Source organism: Kribbella sp. NPDC050281 (assembly GCF_040655855.1).
Classification (GTDB): domain Bacteria; phylum Actinomycetota; class Actinomycetes; order Propionibacteriales; family Kribbellaceae; genus Kribbella.
Genome location: NZ_JBFAKS010000038.1, coordinates 12893 through 28839 on the forward strand (window position 1 = coordinate 12893; position 15947 = coordinate 28839).

A 15947-nucleotide genomic window follows, 5' to 3' on the forward strand; every position below is an offset into this window, starting at 1 on the left:
CGCACGAACGGATATACACCGGCGGACGGCAGTCGGACGGGTCGGATACTGTCGCGATGTGACAGGTCAGGATGGGTCGACGGTCTGGAAGGTTCTCGGCGAGCGGGTTGTCGACGACACGCGTCGACTGCGGTTGAGTATCGCGTCGGTTGAGCTACCGGACGGGCTGCGGTTCGAGCAGTACGTGTTGCGGATGCCCAAGGCGGCGATCGTGGTCGTTCTCGATGACGCCCGAGAGCACGTACTGATGATGTGGCGGCACCGCTTCGTCATCGATCGCTGGGTGTGGGAGTTGCCGGGCGGGTACGTCGACCCGGACGAGGATCCAGCCGTCACGGCCGCCCGTGAGGTCGAGGAAGAGACCGGTTGGCGGCCGCGCAACGTCGTACCGCTGGTGTCTCTGCAGCCATCTGTCGGTACGACGGACGCCGAGCATCTGCTGTTCGTGTCGCAGGGTGCCGAGTACATCGGCGAGCCCGAGGACATCAACGAGGCGGAGCGTGTCGAGTGGATCCGGATCGACTCACTCCGCGAACGTATCGCCGCCGGCGAGATCGTCGGTGCGGCGTCCCTGGTCGGTCTGCTGCATGTGATTGCCTTCGTGTAGTAGTGGGGGATGCGGCCTCGGGAGCAACGTCTGCAGGGAGTCCTCGGCTCGCTGGTCGACGCGGGCGCAGCTGGGTGCTGATGCAGTACCGCGACGCCGACGGACTCTGGAGTGGCGCGAGCGGGGTGGCAGAACTCGGCACTCGGTATCCGGTGGACCCGGCGGGATCGTTCCGCATCGGCAGCGTCACCAAGACCTTCACCGCGACCGTCGTACGGCAGCTGATCGGCGAGGGCTGAGCCTGGACGACAAGGTCGACCGCTGGCTGCCCGGCGTACTGCCTGCAGGCGACGGGATCACGCTCCGCCAGCTCCTCAACCACACGAGTGGCCTCTACAACTACACCGACGACCTGCCTGACGCGGCGGGCATTGTCCGGGACCGATTCCTGCACTGGGAGCCATTGCGCGCAGCCAACTCGTAGACATGTCCGAGCTCAACGGTCTGCGATCAGCTCGTCCAGACTGCGGGACGGCAGGTACTCCAGCACCAGCCAGTGCTCGTCGCCGTCGCTCACCACGTCGAAGATCGTCACCACGTGCGAATCGTGGATCCGGGCACCAGTCCGCGCCTCACGCCGCAGCCTCCGGCCGTCCGAGTCGTCCACACCGGGGTGAGCACGCTTCAGTGCGACCACACGGTCCAGCTGCTGGTCGTGCGCACGCCAGACCGATCCCATGCCACCCGTGCCGAGCGGCTCCCCAGTACGTAGCGGCCCCCAATCAGCCGATCGGTCACTTCACCAGATCCGCCGATACCGCGAAGGTGTTGCAGGCCTTGTTCTCACCGATGTTGAAACCGTTCTGGATCCAGAAGCCCTGACTGGTCGCCAGGCCGTGGGTCCGCTCGTCCTCCGGGGTGTCCGACGACTCGCCGAAACTGCTGCTGGACTGGCGCTTGAACTCGGCCAGCCGGCCGGTCAGCGGATACGACTCCTCGACCGCCTTGCTGAACACACCGGCGAAGCAGGACGCCTGCAACTCGTTGCGGCGTGACGACTCGAGCTTCTGGTCCGGGTGGTCCTGCAGGTAGACCGCTCGCGCGTAGAACAGCCCGCTGACACCTTGCACGTGGTGACCGTACTCGTGCGCGATGGTCATCAGGTACGCCAGATCCTCGGTCGGGCCGAACGCCTTGTTCATCTGCGCGACGTCGGTGTACATCACCTGGTTGCCGTAGCAGTAGAACGCCAGCACCCGGCCGGACAGCGGTTCGAACCGGCCGCACGGCGTGGTCACCGGCTTGTCGAACACCACCAGGCCCGGGTCCGGCTTGTCCTGCCCGATCTCCTTGAAGATCGGCCGCCAGGCCTCGTTCAGGCAGCCGAACAGCTTCTCGTAGTACACCTTCTGCGCGGCAAGACTTCCGTCACCGAGGTCGGCGGCCTTACAGCTCTGCTCCGGCAGCGCGCCGGTTTCGTAGATGTCGGCGTGGAGCAGGAAGTCCTCGGCGCTGCCCTGCTGCGGGTGGCTGGTCGCGGTCGGCACGATCGACGGGCCGGTCACACCGGGACCGGCGGTGTTGTCGTCGCTGTTGCCGCCGGACATGATCATGCTGATCACGGTCAGAGAGACACCGAGGACCGCCACGACGAACACGCCGAACAGGATCAGCCGGAGTGCACCGGACCGGCGTGGCGGTGGGTGGAACCCGTTGAACTGGCCCGGACCGCCGCCGTAGTACGGCTGCTGCTGACCCCACTGGCCCTGGTACGGCGGTTGCTGCTGGAACTGTGGCGCCGCTTGTGGAGGTGGCAGAACGCCGGGCGGCGGACCCACCGGCCGGTCCTGTGGACGACCGCCGTAGCCGTACTGGCTGCTCACGGATCCTGCCCTCCTGCCCCTGCACTGGACGAACCGGCACGAGACTACCCTCGACCCATGTCACTGAAGCGCCGCCTCCTGCCGGCTGCCCTGCTGCTGTCTCTGGCCGTCCCGATCGTTGCCCTGAGCACATTGCCTGCGCAGGCCGCGGACGACCGGATCACGGCGTACTCGGCCGAGGCGACGCTGACGAAGGACGGCAAGCTGCAGGTCAAGGAGACGGTCGACCTGGCCGCCGGTGGCAGCACGTTCAGTCGGACGCTGGCTACGCGGGTCCGCGCGGACGCCGAGCGGGACCGCACGTACGGCCTGAGCGACGTGTCGGCGACGGTGAACGGCCAGCCGGCCCAGGGCTTCCAGAACGACGGCACCGATGACGGCCGCCGGCTCACCGTGAACGTGTCCGGCCAGTCGAAGGTCGTCTACAGCTACACGGTGGACAACGTGGTGGCCGACTCCACCGAGGGCCGCGAGGTGAGCTGGCCGATCCTGCAGGGCTTCGGTACGGCGGTCCCGAAGGCGAGCGTCACCGTCAACGTGCCGTTCGCGACCTGGGTGACCTGCTTCGCCGGACGCGTCGGATCGAGCATGCCGTGTACGTCGTCGCAGCTGGCCGAGTCAGCCGCCTTGCAGATCGAGCAGAACGGCGTACCGGCCGGTGGACGGCTGACCTTCCTGACCGGACTGAGCGACCAGGCAACGGTGCAGCCGAACGCGGAGTTCAAGACCCGCTGGACGCTCGGCCACGCGTTGACCGCCGACTCCAGCACGGTCGGCCTCGCAGTGATCGTGCTGGGCATCGGACTGCTCGGTGCAGCGGCACTCTGGTTCCTCCGCGGGCGTGACGCCGGCAAGGTCGCCGGAGGCGCGCCGGAGCGGCCGGTGCTGGACGGCCCCGACGGTCCGCAGTTCGCCGCGCCGGACGGGATCCGTCCGGGGCAGGTCGGCACGGTGGTGGACGAGACAGCCGACGTCGTCGACATCACCGCGACGCTGCTGGACCTTGCTGTCCGCAACTACCTCACCATCGTCGAGCTGCCGCGGGAGACGCACTTCGGCAAGCTGGACTGGGAGCTGCGCCGTCTCAACCAGGGCGGTCCCGAGCTGCTGCCGTACGAGAAGGCCCTGCTCGACGCGGTGTTCGCCGACGGCGCCACCGCGGTCGTCTCCGCGCTCGGCCCGTCGCTGCGACCCCGGCTGAACCTCGTACGCGAGCAGCTGTACGCCGATGTCGTCACCCAGGGCTGGTTCAGCAGCCGGCCGGACGCCGTACGGAACCGCTGGACCACTGCGGGTCTGGTCCTGCTGGGTGCGGGCGTCGTACTGACCATCGTGCTCGCCATCGTCAGCAAGTTCGGTCTGGTCGGCTTCGCGGTGATGCTGGCCGGACTGGCGCTCGCACTCGTCGGCCAGGTCGCACCGGCCCGCACTGCCCGCGGCGCCGCCGTACTCGGCCGGGTGGCGGGCCTGCAGCAGTACTTGGCCAACGAGACGTCGGCAGACCTGCCGCAGAGCCACCGGCTCGAGTTCGCCTCCCGATGCCTCCCGTACGCCGCTGTCCTCGGGCTGACCGAGAAGTGGGCACTCGAGATCGCAGCGACAGACGACGACGCCGAGGCGGACGCAGGCATCGGCTGGTACTCCGGTCCGGAGAACTGGAACCTGTCCGACGTCGGCGAATCGCTCAGCAACTTCGTGATGGCGTTCGGCGGTTCGGTGTCCGCCGGGCGCCGGCTGTTCTAGGCCACCCGGGCGGGCACGGCAGTGTAGGTGTTGCAGTAGTTGGGGGACTTGCGGTTGTACCCGGCAACGAGCCACCGGTAGTTGCTCACCCGGTTGCCGTGGGTGTGCACGCGCGGCCGCGAGTAGTCGTCACCGGTGTGGGCGATCAGGAACTTCCAGTTCACCAGCAGCGGACCGTTCATCGGGATGACCGGGGCGTTCGCCCCCAGGTACGCACCGCCGAGGCAGGTCGCCTGGAGCTCGCGCCGCCGGCTCTCGAGCAGCTTCTGGGCCGGGGTCATCTTCTGGGCCCGGGCCATCGACGCGACCAGGATGCCGGTCAGGTACTGCACGTGGTGGCCGTACTCGTGCGCGAACGTGTTCAGCCGCAGCGCGCGGGAGTAGACGGCGTTGGACTTGAAGTTCCTGTTGTCCACGGCGTACGGGATGTAGATGGTCAGGTTCGTCGCGCAGTACGCCGCCCGGACGCTGCGCTGAACGCCACACGGGCTGGGGACCTGGCCGGCGTAGACGACCGCCTTCGGCGGGACGAACCGAATGCCGGCCTTCTTCATCGCCAGCGACCAGGTGCGGTTGAGGCAGGGCAGCAGGCGGTTGTAGTAGGCCCGCGCGGCGGCGAAGTTGGCCGGCGAGAACGGCGGCTCGGCGCAGCTCGCGGTGGCGATCGGACCGATCTTGTAGAGCTTGTTCGCGGTGACGAGCTGGTCGTCGCGCGACGGGACCTGCTTCGTCGGCGTGGGGCTCGGGGACGGCGAGTCCGAAGGGGACTCTGAAGGGGACTCCGACGTTGCCGTCGACGGGGTGTTGGTTGCCTGCGGGGTGTCGTCGCCGGCGTTGCGGACCAGGAGGGTGATGCCGGAGCCGACGACTAGTACGGCGAGGACGACCAGGCCGATCAGGAGAGTGCGGGAGCTCCGCTTCGCCCGGTGACCGCGGCCGGAGCCGGGTGGCTGGGGGATCGGGACGGGAGGGTACTGCCAGGTCGGTGCCTGCTGGACGGGTTGACCCATCGGGCCGGTCTGGCCGCCTGGTGTGGCGGCGTGGCGGGCACCGCCGGAGCGGGCGCCTTGCTGGGCGCTCGGTGGTGTTGGGCTCCAGGCTGACGAGCCCTCCTGCTGTGGCTTGCCGAGCTCGGGTGGGCCCCACAGATAAGACCCCTGCGAGTACGGTCCACCCTGCTGCGGCGGCTGACTTTGGCCGGGGCCGGACGGCCCGGACTGCGCTGGACGGGACTGCGCCGGACCATGCTGCACGGGACCGGACTGGGCAGGACCCGACTGGGCAGGGCGGTACTGCGTGGGACCTGACTGGGCAGGACGGTACTGCGTGGGACCACCTTGCGCGGGACCTGACTGCGCGGGACCGGTCTGTCCTGGACCACCCTGTGCCGGAGCGGTCTGTGCGGGACCGGACTGACCGGGACCGCTTGCAGTAGGACCGGCCTGTCCTGGACCGGGGCGTGCGGGACCGGGCTGGCCGGATGTGGACTGCCCCGGACCCTGCTGACCAGGAGCGGACTGTCTCGGACCACCCTGCACAGGACCGGACTGACCAGGACCGGACTGCCTCGGACCACCTTGCGCGGGACCACCCTGCGGCGGACCACCCTGCGCGGGACCGGATTGCCGAGGACCGGGCTGCGATGGCCGTTGTTGGGCGGGCCTCGACTGGTCCGGGTTGGTTTGCCCGGTGGAGGGCTGGTCGGGATCTACCGGGCGGCGGTTGGCCCAGCCTTCGCCGAACCAGTTGTTCTGCGGGCGTTCGCCGCCGGACGGGTCCTGGAACTCGCGCTTGGCCTCGATGTCCTCTTCGGTCCACCACTGGCCTGGCCGACCGTCCCCGGTCGGCCGCCGCGGCGGACCGGTCGGCTGATCGCCCTCAGCCGGTTCGCGGTCTGCCGGGTCATGTCCCGGGGGTGGGTTCCAGTTGTCCGACATCGATACTCCTCACGACCTTGCTGGGTGTTGCCGTCAACGTGATGCATCCGGCGCTGTTTCGGGGTGCCGAAGCCGCGCCCGGTCGGTTCCCCCCGGACAACGATGCACATCCCGGACATACTTTGCGTGATCCGGGCTCACCCAGGCTAGTCACCCCGGGCTCTCACCGCGCATCAGACCGGTGTCGGGCGGGCATTCCGGTCTACCGAACCTTCCCGGCCGAGGCGGCGAACGTGTTGCAGACGTTCGGGTTGCGGCTGTTGAAGCCGCGGGTGGCCCAGTATCGGTGGTTCACCCCGTCGCCGTGGTCGTTGTTGTAGTCCGTCCAGTGCAGGATCAGCCACTTCCACTGGAACAGCGACTCGCCGGTGACCGGGTAGGTACGCCGGTTGGACCCGATGAAGATGTCGCCGAAGCACGACGCCTGCAGCTCCAGCCGCCGGCTGCCCTCGAGTTCGGCTGCCTGGGTCGGCGCCTCGTACCGGATCCGGCTGTTGGCCGCGAGGATGCCGGTCATGTTCTGCACGTGGTGCCCGTACTCATGGGCGAACTGGTGCAGCATCCACATCCGTGCCCACACCTTCTGATAGGCCTCCGGGTGGCGGTTGTAGTTGCCGATGTCCTCATTGAGGTTCATGTAGATGGTCTCGGTGCTGCCGCAGTAGAACGGCGGACCGGTGTCGCTGTAGCTCCCGCACGGCGTCTGGATGGTCCCGCTGAACGACAGCACGTGCGGTGACCGGAACCGGCCACCGGCCTTCGCGACGATCGACGGCCAGGCCTTGTTCAGGCACTTGAGCAGAGTGGAGTAATTCGCCCGCGCACCGGATGCAGTGGACGGACGCGACCGGCTCTCCTTGCAGTTCACCGACTTCATGCCCCCGGCCTTGTACAGCTTGTTGCGCAGCACCAGGTCGGCATCGGTCGGTCCGGGCTTGGGCTTCGGCGTACTGGTCGTCCGCGGCGCGGTCGGACGCGTGGTCGTCGGCTTGGCCGTGGCCCGGGTCGCTGTCGGCCGGCTGGTGGCAGTGGCAGTGGCAGGCGCCGGCGAAGGCTCCTCGGACGGCTCGTACGTCGGGCCGTCGGTCGACGTCGGAATCGACGGACTGCTGTAGGGAGAGTCGTTGTGCTTCAGGGCGTTCGACACACCCACCAGACCGATCCCACCGAGTACGACGACACCCAGGATCGCGAGCAGCACCTTCGCGCCGCTGCCCTTCTTCCGCGGCGGCATCGGCCCACCGGGTGGTGCGCCCCACCCGAACTGTGGTGGCGGCGGACCGCCGTACCCAGCGAACTGTCCGGGCGGAGGAGGAGGTGGCGGATACTGCCCGGGCGGCGGTGGGCCCCACTGGTTGCCAGACACCCGCCCGACGCTAGCCGAGCCCCGGCTCAACTCACTCTGGCCGCCGACGCCGTGTAGGTGTTGCACTTGCTGAGGTTCCGGCTGGTGAACGCCGACCGGCTCCAGGCGCCGTGGCTCTTCCGGCTCCCGTGGTCACGGGGTAGTGAGGTGTTGTCACCGCTGTTGTTCACGATGTAGAGCCACTGCCGGTAGAGCCCGCCCGAGATCGGGTAGCTGCCCCGGTTGGCGCCGAGGAACGTGTTGCCCAGGCAGGACGCCTGCAACTCCATCCGCCGGTTGACCTCGAGCTGTGCCGCCTGGTTCGGCATCTGGTAGCGGACCTTGTAGTACGCCGGAAGGATGCCGGTCATCTGCTGGACCGCGTGCGAGTACTCGTGGGCCACCGTGTGCATGGCCAGCGCCCGGGTGAACTGCTGGTTCTGCCGCCAGTACTGGATGTCGTCGGCAACATCCATGTAGATCGTGTGGTTCGACGAGCAGTAGAACGACAGACTTCGGTCGGAGTTGCCGCACGGGGAGTTCGCGCTGCCCACCCAGGAGATCAGTCCGGGCGTCCGGAACCGGCTGCCGGACGCCTGGACCTGCCGCGGCCACGCGCGATCCAGGCAGACCTTGACCGCGCGGTAGTAAGCCGTTGCCTTCGACCCGTTACCGAGCCCGGAGCGGGACTCCTTGCAGTTCACCGACCGCTGCGTACCGGTCTTGTAGAGCCGATGGGTGGCGATGAACTGCAGCGGGCTGACCTCCTTCGGCGCAGTGGTCGTCCGCGTCGGCTGGGCCGTCGGCGGCTGAGTGGTGGGTGGCGGCGGCAACGAGGTGGTCGTTGCCACCGGCACCGAAGGGGTCGAGTACGTCGGAGCGCTGGTGGCAACTGGCCGTGTCACGGCCACATCGTCGTCGTCACCCTGGGCGATCTTGAGCGCGATGATGACCGCGGCCGCGCCTGCGGCAGCGAGCAGGCCGAGGACCAGGACGGCCACGCCGCGCGACTTCTTCGGTGGCTGTGGCGGCATCGGTCCCCAGCCGTACTGCGGGCCGGTCGGCGGCGGACCGTAGTACCCGGGCTGCTGTGGAGGTCCCCATTGGTTGCCTGACACGCGGCAGACGGTAGCGGAGCCCAGGCTCAACCACCGTTGAACGTGCGTCACGATATGGTGCCCAGGTCAACACTGACCCCTCCGATACGGTGTGATTGAGCAATGCGTCTTCGTCTGCTCGGGCTCTCCCTGTGTGCCCTTGGTCTTACCGCCCTCACAGGCCTCCCCGCCGGTGCGACCGGTTCAAACGGTGCGGCCGACCCGGTCGTGACCAACTTCGACAGCCAGATCCGGGTCGAACGTGACGGCCTGCTACGGGTTTCCGAGACCTGGAAGCTCAGCAACGTGACCGGGACGTTCACCCGGTTCGTCGTCACCCGTGACCATCTGCCCGACGACGTCGACCATGTGCAGGAGATCCAGGACCTGCAGGTCAAGTCCGGCGGCGAGGACAAGCAGGCCGAGCTGAGCACGGACGGTGACGTCACCTCGATGGCGGTCGCCGACATCAGTGGCAACACCGAGCTGGACTTCACCTACACGGTCAAGGGCGCGGTCGCCCAGACGCTGAACGGCACCGAGGTGCGGTTCGCCCCGCTGACCGGGATCAACCTGACCGTCCAGCAGGCCAACATCGTCTTCAGTACTCCGGAGGTCTCGCACGTCTCGTGCTTCGCAGGGGCGATCGACAGCAACACGCCGTGCACGCTGGCGCAGATCGGTGAGACGTCCGGGCCGACGTTCCAGCAGCAGAGCCTGCCGCCGGGCAACACGGTCCGGATGACGATCGGTTTCCCCGAGGGCGAGATCGCCGCGAACTCGATCGTCGAGTACCGCAAGACCCTGAAGCGCGCGTTCTCCACCGACACCGCGCAGTTGATCACCGCGCTTGCCGTGCTGTTGCTCGGCCTGATCGGACTGTTGCTGCTCTACCGGGTCCGCGGCCGCGACCAGGTCGACCCGCGCCGCGTCGTACCGGCCTCGCTGTTCAGCCTCGGCAACGACACCCGGATCGACTTCACCCCGCCGTCCGACCTGCGGCCCGGCGAGGTGGGCACGCTGATCGACGAGCGGATCGATCCGGTCGACGTGACCGCGACGATCATCGACCTGGCCGTCCGCGGGCACATCACGATCATCGAGCTGGAGCACGAGACCGAGTACGCGCGACCGGACTGGGAGCTGCGCCGGGTCGCGAACGCGCCGTCGGAGGAGCTGCAGCGCTACGAGAACGTCCTGATCCGCGCCATCTTCGGCGACGGGGACTCGGTGCTCGTCTCGGAGCTCGGCCGCCAGGTGCGGGAGAACCTCAGCCAGGTCCAGGACGCCCTGTACGACGGTGTGGTCAAGCGTGGCTGGTTCAACGAGCGTCCGGACCGGACCCGGTCGCTGTGGGCAACGATCGGTATCGCCACCACAGTGGTCGGCGTGATCGCGACTGTCCTCCTCGCACTGTTCTCGACCTGGGGCCTGCTGGGCCTGGCGCTCACCGCCATCGGCGTCGGCCTGATCGTGGTCGGCCGCTACATGCCGGCCAAGGCGCCGGCGGCCGGACGGGTGCTCGGCCAGGTGGCTGCGATCCGCGGCGAGCTGCTCGAGATGGACGTCAGCGAACTGCCCACGGACCAGCACGCCGAGCTCTGCTCGCGCGCACTGCCGTACGCCGTCGTCCTCGGCGGATCGGAGCGCTGGATCGACGCGCTGGTCGCGACCGACGAGGACGCCGACGAGGACGAGGGCTTCCCGTGGTACCGCGGTCCGCGCGGCTGGCACCTGCAGTACCTGCCGGACTCGCTGCGCAACCTCACCACGAACCTGACGGGCGCGCTCTTCGCGCGCTGATCTCTACCAGTTGGCCTGTGGCTCCTGTGGCGGGAGCTGCAGGCCGCTCGGGTGGATGACGTACACGAGCCCGCCCGAGTGCGGCACCCAGGCGTTCTCGAAGGCGGTCCGGTCGTACGTCGTCCGCACCTCGCCGTTGCTCGGGATCAGGTGCGAGGCCGGATCGTTGACGACCACGTTGCCGTCCTGGTCGAACCCGACGATCACCATCAGGTGCCCGTTGGTCCCGTAGCCCGCGCCGGGCAGGTCGCCCTTCTTGAACGACAGCGAGGCGACCAGCGGGATGCCGGCCTTGATGAACTGCTCCGCCTCGGTGAGCGACCGCAGCCGGGTGATGAACCCGTCCACCCCGCGGGATCCGGCGTACGCCGTGTTGAACGGCCAGTTCCCCGCACCGTCGTAGGAGTAGTCGAAGACCGACCGGGCCGAGTGGTCCACCTGCGGATCCGCGTTGGCGGGGTCGACCCAGGACGTCTCGGCGGCGGTCGGCCCGGCACCGTAGTAGTCGAGCACCATCGCCGTCGATGTCGCCGAGCACCACGCCTCGCCGCCGCCGTCCCACTGCGGATAGTGCCCGAGGTGCGTCTCCTGCGAGTACGTCGGTACGTCGAGAACGATTCCCTCGGCACCGCCAAGGGGGCTCGCGGCAACCTTCTTCTCGTCGGGCAGACGGGACGCCATCGCACCGACCGACCGGACCACCGGGCTCTGCGTCGTACCACTCAGCCGGTACAGGGTCACCTTCAGCTGCCACCGATCCAGCCAGCGGCCCGAGGCTGCGGTGAAGGTGTCGACGGCAACGGATCCGTCCGCGTCACCCTGACTCGGCACCGAGGTCCGGTGGATGTCACCGGCCGCGGTGTCGTCCCCGCCGGACCAGCGCCCGAGCACGTACCACTTGGTCGTGGTGCCGGCGTTCGTCTGGCCTGCCATCGAGACCTCGATCCAGGTACCGGGCGGCGTGGTCGCGTTCCAGGACGCGACCAGCTCGGTCAGCCCGAAGCCGGTGCTCACCTGCGGCGAGACCCAGCTGGTCTGGTCGTAGCTCTTCGCGGTGCCGTCGCCGAACGGATCGACGTACGACGTGGAGCCGGTCGAGGTGCCGAAGGTCAGGGCACCGTCGGTGACGGTGGTGCCGTTCTGGGCACCGGCGAGGAAGTCGGTGGTCGACGTCCACGTGCGGTAGGCGATCTGACGCGGCGGGGCGATCTTGGCCGCCTCGCTCGGTAGCGAACCGGCGGTCAGCACGACCACACCGGCGATCAGGGCGGTGACGGAACGGGTGGTGGTCATGCTTCGACGGTAGACCCGAGCCGGTGAACGCGTGCCGCGATCGCGTGTCGCGCGGTCAGATAATTACGAGCGCTTGTCCCACTCCTCGGCGAGCATCGCGAACACTGCCTCGTCGGTCCATCGGCCCTTGAGGAACTCGTTCTTCACGAACGTCGCCTCGTGGCGCATCCCGAGCCGCTTGAGCAGGTTCGCCGAGCTGGTGTTGGTGGCGTCCAGCCGGCCGATGATCCGGTGCATGCCGAGTTCCTCGAAGCCGAGCCGGAGCAGCTCGATCGAGGACTCCGCCGCGAACCCGCGGCCGTGGAACTCGGGGTGGAAGACGAAGCCGAGCTCGCCGCCACGGTGCTCCGCGTTCCGCACGAACAACGTCACCTCGCCGACATGCCGGCCGGTCTCCCGCAGGATCACAGCGACGGTGAGCGCTTGACCGTCGGTGTCCATCGGAACGTCGGCCAGCCGGCCGGCGAGGGACTCCTTGACCTGCTCCGGCGTCTTCGGGTCGTACAGCAGGAACCGGGTGACGTCGGGGTTGGACTGCAGCTTCAGCAGGTCGTCGTAGTCGGTGCCGCGATAGCGGCGAAGGGTCAGGCGGTCAGTCTCGATCGGCAGCGAGTAGGTCACCGATCGAGACTATGAGACCGCCGCAACCTGATTTCCCGGGTCAGCCGTTGGCGAGGGCCACCAGCCGGGACTGGTCGCCGTTGAAACGGTCCTGGTCGATCGGGCTCGAGCTGTACTGCCAGATGGTGTGGAACGGCCAGCCGCCCGGCAGGGTCCCCGGCGCCGAGGCGTAGCGGGCCACCCAGAGCGGGTTGGTCGTGTTGAAGGCGGTGCTGTTCCCGGTGCAGCGGCTCCACCAGTCGAGGTTGGTGTAGATGACCGGGTCGCGGCCGGTGCGGGCCTTGTAGGTGTTCAGGAAGTCGCGGATCCAGCTGACCATCGCGGCCGCGCTCAGTCCGTAGCAGGTCGCGCCGTACGGGTTGTACTCGATGTCGAGCGCGCCGGGCAGGGTCTTGCCGTCCCGGGACCAGCCGCCGCCGTGGGCCAGGAAGTAGGTGGCCTGGTTGGCGCCGCTGGAGTCGTTCGGAGTGGCGAAGTGGTAGGCGCCGCGGATCATCCCGACGTTGTAGGACCCGTTGTACTGCTGGGCGAAGTACGGGTTCGTGTAGTAGTTGCCTTCGGTCGCCTTCACGTAGGCGAACCGTTTGCCGGCCGACCACTGCGAGGCCCAGTTGACGTTGCCCTGGTGGCTGGAGACGTCGATGCCTTCGACCGAGGCGGCCGGGGCCATCACCGCCGGAGCGGCGCTGGTCGTGGTGTTCTGCAGCCAGCCCATGTAGGCGTCGCCGGCCTTGTCGATGCCGTGCTGGCGGGCCTGCGGGGTGGGCTGGTGGGACGCGGTCGACGCGTCGGTGTTCGGCGTACTGGCTTGGGCGGAGCCGATCGAGGCCAGGAGCAGGCCAAGAGTGACGGCGGCACCCGTGAGGACGGACTTCACGGTGAACCTCCACAGAGCGATGAGGGGCGGACAGAGCGCTCGGCGGAGGTTCTACCCGGCTTCGGAAAGAATCAAACCTCCAGTGTGTAGTCGACGTGATTATTTACCGACCGGCTACTTCACGTACTTCGCGGCGGCGACATAGGTATTGCAGGACCCCGGGCTCCGGGTGGTGAAACCGGCCTTGGCCCAGCGCGGGATGATCGTCCGGCTGCCATGGTCCCGGACCGTCCCGTACTCGTCGCCCTGGTGCGAGTGCAGGAAGTCCAGTTCCCTCTTGAGCGAGCCGGTGAGCCGGTAGCTGCTCTTGTTCGCGCCCATGAAGACGTTGCCGAAGCAGGTCGCCTGGATCTCCGTGCGCCGGCTCATCTCCAGCGACTTGTCGCCGCTGAGCTCGTACTCGAGGTTGCTCTCGGCCTCCAGGATGCCGGTCATGGACTGGATGTGGTGGCCGAACTCGTGTGCCACCGTGTCCGTCATGTCGGCCCGCAGCCAGGTGGTGGCCACCGAGTCGTTGCTGTGCCCGCGGTACCAGGTCACGTCACTGCCCGCGTCCATGTAGATGGTCCGGTTCGACCTGCAGTAGAACGAACTCGGCGCATTGCCGCTGCAGGGGGTGGACACGCTGCCGGTGAAGGCGATCAGGTGCGGAGCGACGAAGTGAGCCCCGCCCGTGTTCACCTGCCTCGGCCACGCGCGGATCAGGCAGTTGAGCACATTCGTGTAGTACTTGCGCGCGTTCGCCATGCTGTTGGCCCGGGACTTGGACTCCTTGCAGTTCACCGTGTTCTGCACACCGGTCCGGTAGAACCGGTTCTTGGTGACGATGTCGGAGTCCGACGGCGGCGGTGGCGTCGTCCTGGTCTGGGTCGGCTTGGCCTGGGTCGGCTTCGTCGTCGGGACCTTGGTGGTGGTCGGGATGTACGTCGGCCCGTCGGTCGGCTCGTACGTCGACGACGTCGGCTCCGGCTGGGTGTAGTCGTCACTGTTGTGCTTCAGCAGGCTGCTGAGCACCGAGAACCCGACGACGGCGAGCGCCACGATGGCGATCGGCAGCACGATCCAGCCCGCCTTGCTCTTCTTCTTGGGCGGCGGTGGGAATCCGTTCGACCCCCAGCCGAATCCCGGCCCCGGCGGCGGGCCCATCGGCGGACGGCCGTGCGGTGGACCCTGCGGTGGTCCCCAGTACTGCGGGGGCGGACCCGGTGGCGGTCCGTACTGCGGGGGCGGCGGGCCCTGGTACGGCCCCGGCTGTTGCGGCGGCGGGCCGTACGGCGGCTGGTTCGGCAACGGATTCCTCCTGACAAGTGCTCCTGCCGGTATTTTGTCAAGAGGGAGTGCCACTTCCCGTTACCCTTGACCGGTGACACTTCGCTTGTACGACACCATGACGGCAGCAGTGCGGGATTTCGAGCCGGTCCATCCGGGCAAGGTCGGGATCTACCACTGTGGGCTGACGGTGCAGGGTGCGCCGCACGTCGGGCACATCTACAAGGAAGTCGTCTTCGACGTTCTGCGGCGCTGGCTGGAGCGGTCCGGGTACGAGGTCACCGTCATCGCGAACGTGACCGACATCGAGGACAAGATCCTGGCCAAGTCGGCCGAGCGCGGTGTGCCGTGGTGGGCGCACGCCTACGAGTTCGAGCGCGAACTGCACTGGTCGTACGACGTGCTCGGCTGCCGCCCGCCGACGTACGAGCCGCGCGCCACCGGTCACATCCCCGAGATGCTCGAGCTGATCGACGAGCTGATCGAGCGCGGCCACGCGTACGTCGCCCCGGACGGATCCGGCGACGTCTACTTCGACATCAGGTCCTGGCCGTCGTACGGCGAGCTGTCGCACCAGAAGATCGACGACATGGAGGCCGCCGAGGACGCGGACCCGCGCGGCAAGCGCGACCCCCGCGACTTCGCGCTCTGGAAGGGCTACACCGAGGACACCCCGCGGACCGCCTCCTGGCCGGCGCCGTACGGCCGCGGCCGCCCGGGCTGGCATCTGGAGTGCTCGGCGATGGCGGGCAAGTACCTCGGCGACGAGTTCGACATCCACGGCGGCGGGCTGGACCTGCGGTTCCCGCACCACGAGAACGAGCTGGCCCAGTCGACCGCGGTCGGGCGGAAGTTCGCCCGGTTCTGGATGCACAACGCGCTCGTCACCACCGCCGGGGAGAAGATGTCGAAGTCGATGGGCAACGGCGCGATCGTGCGCAACGTGGTCCAGCGGGTGCGGCCGATCGAACTGCGGTACTACCTGGTGCAGTCGCACTACCGCTCGGTGGTGGAGTTCTCGTTCGAGGCGCTGGACGAGGCCGCGAAGGGGTTCCAGCGGGTCGAGGGCTTCGTCACCCGGGCCACCGAGGTGACCGGCGGGGTCGAGCCGGCCGCCGAGTTGCCGCCCGACTTCGGCGCCGCGATGGACGACGACCTGGGGACGCCGGCGGCGTTCGCCGTCCTGCACAACACCGTCCGGGACGGGAACAAGCTGCTCGCGGACGGCGATTCGCCCGCGCTGCGCGAGAGTCTGGCGGCCGTGCGCGGGATGCTCGACGTCCTCGGGCTGGACCCGCTGGCCGACCCGTGGGCGTCGCGGTCCGACGTCGGCAGCGAGCTGACCGAGGTGGTGGACGGGCTGGTCAAGGCGCTGCTCGAGCAGCGGCAGGCCGCCCGCGAACGCAAGGACTACGCCGCGTCGGACGCGATCCGCGACCGGCTGAAGGCGCTCGGCGTCGTCGTCGAGGACACGCCGCAGGGACCACGCTGGTCGCTGGCGGCACCGACTACAACCGACGAAGGAAGCTGAC

The 15947-nt window shown here is 68.4% G+C and carries 12 protein-coding genes and 2 pseudogenes; 5 read left to right on the top strand and 9 right to left on the bottom strand.

Annotated elements, in window-relative coordinates:
* Positions 1–58: 58 nt before the first annotated feature.
* Together AB0I34_RS32880 and AB0I34_RS32885 are read left to right on the top strand one after the other, a co-directional pair.
* Positions 59–607 (top strand): NUDIX hydrolase, encoded by a 549-nt coding sequence (locus tag AB0I34_RS32880; protein ID WP_360452645.1) that lies wholly within the window; start codon positions 59–61, stop codon positions 605–607.
* 80 nt (positions 608–687) lie between these two features.
* Positions 688–1031: pseudogene (locus AB0I34_RS32885) on the top strand (serine hydrolase domain-containing protein).
* Between the two features lie 12 nt (positions 1032–1043).
* Here AB0I34_RS32885 and AB0I34_RS32890 read toward each other — a convergent pair.
* Together AB0I34_RS32890 and AB0I34_RS32895 are read right to left on the bottom strand one after the other, a co-directional pair.
* A pseudogene (locus tag AB0I34_RS32890) lies at positions 1044–1304 on the bottom strand (protein kinase); the annotation flags it as partial.
* A 37-nt stretch (positions 1305–1341) separates the two neighbouring features.
* Positions 1342–2430 (bottom strand): neutral zinc metallopeptidase, encoded by a 1089-nt coding sequence (locus tag AB0I34_RS32895; protein WP_360452647.1) that lies wholly within the window; start codon positions 2428–2430, stop codon positions 1342–1344.
* A gap of 57 nt (positions 2431–2487) precedes the next feature.
* Between AB0I34_RS32895 and AB0I34_RS32900 the strand changes: the two genes are divergently transcribed.
* The gene (locus AB0I34_RS32900) at positions 2488–4173 is read left to right on the top strand and encodes a DUF2207 domain-containing protein (RefSeq protein ID WP_360452649.1); all 1686 of its coding nucleotides are present in this window, start codon (positions 2488–2490) and stop codon (positions 4171–4173) included.
* Here AB0I34_RS32900 and AB0I34_RS32905 read toward each other — a convergent pair.
* The 3 genes from AB0I34_RS32905 to AB0I34_RS32915 form a co-directional block, all read right to left on the bottom strand.
* Positions 4170–5183 carry a neutral zinc metallopeptidase gene (locus tag AB0I34_RS32905; protein ID WP_360452651.1) on the bottom strand — a complete coding sequence of 338 codons (1014 nt, stop codon included), beginning with the start codon at positions 5181–5183 and terminating at the stop codon, positions 4170–4172. The genes AB0I34_RS32900 and AB0I34_RS32905 overlap by 4 nt on opposite strands.
* A 1129-nt stretch (positions 5184–6312) precedes the next feature.
* Positions 6313–7344: a neutral zinc metallopeptidase gene (locus tag AB0I34_RS32910; protein WP_360452653.1), complete on the bottom strand. Its 1032-nt coding sequence runs from the start codon at positions 7342–7344 to the stop codon at positions 6313–6315.
* A 158-nt stretch (positions 7345–7502) separates the two neighbouring features.
* Positions 7503–8573 (bottom strand): neutral zinc metallopeptidase, encoded by a 1071-nt coding sequence (locus tag AB0I34_RS32915; protein ID WP_360452655.1) that lies wholly within the window; start codon positions 8571–8573, stop codon positions 7503–7505.
* Positions 8574–8780: 207 nt separating this feature from the next.
* Here AB0I34_RS32915 and AB0I34_RS32920 point away from each other — a divergent pair, with 207 nt between their 5' ends.
* Positions 8781–10355 carry a DUF2207 domain-containing protein gene (locus AB0I34_RS32920; protein ID WP_360452657.1) on the top strand — a complete coding sequence of 525 codons (1575 nt, stop codon included), beginning with the start codon at positions 8781–8783 and terminating at the stop codon, positions 10353–10355.
* 3 nt (positions 10356–10358) lie between these two features.
* On the opposite strand, the gene AB0I34_RS32925 is transcribed toward AB0I34_RS32920, so the two are convergent.
* The 4 genes from AB0I34_RS32925 to AB0I34_RS32940 form a co-directional block, all read right to left on the bottom strand.
* Positions 10359–11648 carry a peptidase C39 family protein gene (locus tag AB0I34_RS32925; RefSeq protein WP_360452659.1) on the bottom strand — a complete coding sequence of 430 codons (1290 nt, stop codon included), beginning with the start codon at positions 11646–11648 and terminating at the stop codon, positions 10359–10361.
* 63 nt (positions 11649–11711) lie between these two features.
* A complete protein-coding gene (locus AB0I34_RS32930; RefSeq protein ID WP_360452661.1) occupies positions 11712–12269 on the bottom strand; it encodes a GNAT family protein in 558 nt (185 codons plus the stop codon).
* Between the two features lie 40 nt (positions 12270–12309).
* Complete coding sequence (locus AB0I34_RS32935) at positions 12310–13146, bottom strand: lysozyme (RefSeq protein WP_360452663.1); 837 nt, start codon at positions 13144–13146, stop codon at positions 12310–12312.
* A 114-nt stretch (positions 13147–13260) separates the two neighbouring features.
* Complete coding sequence (locus AB0I34_RS32940; RefSeq protein WP_360452665.1) at positions 13261–14436, bottom strand: neutral zinc metallopeptidase; 1176 nt, start codon at positions 14434–14436, stop codon at positions 13261–13263.
* A gap of 73 nt (positions 14437–14509) precedes the next feature.
* Here AB0I34_RS32940 and cysS point away from each other — a divergent pair, with 73 nt between their 5' ends.
* On the top strand, positions 14510–15946 hold the full coding sequence (gene cysS / locus AB0I34_RS32945; RefSeq protein ID WP_360452667.1) for a cysteine--tRNA ligase: 1437 nt from the start codon (positions 14510–14512) through the stop codon (positions 15944–15946).
* Position 15947 lies beyond the last annotated feature (1 nt).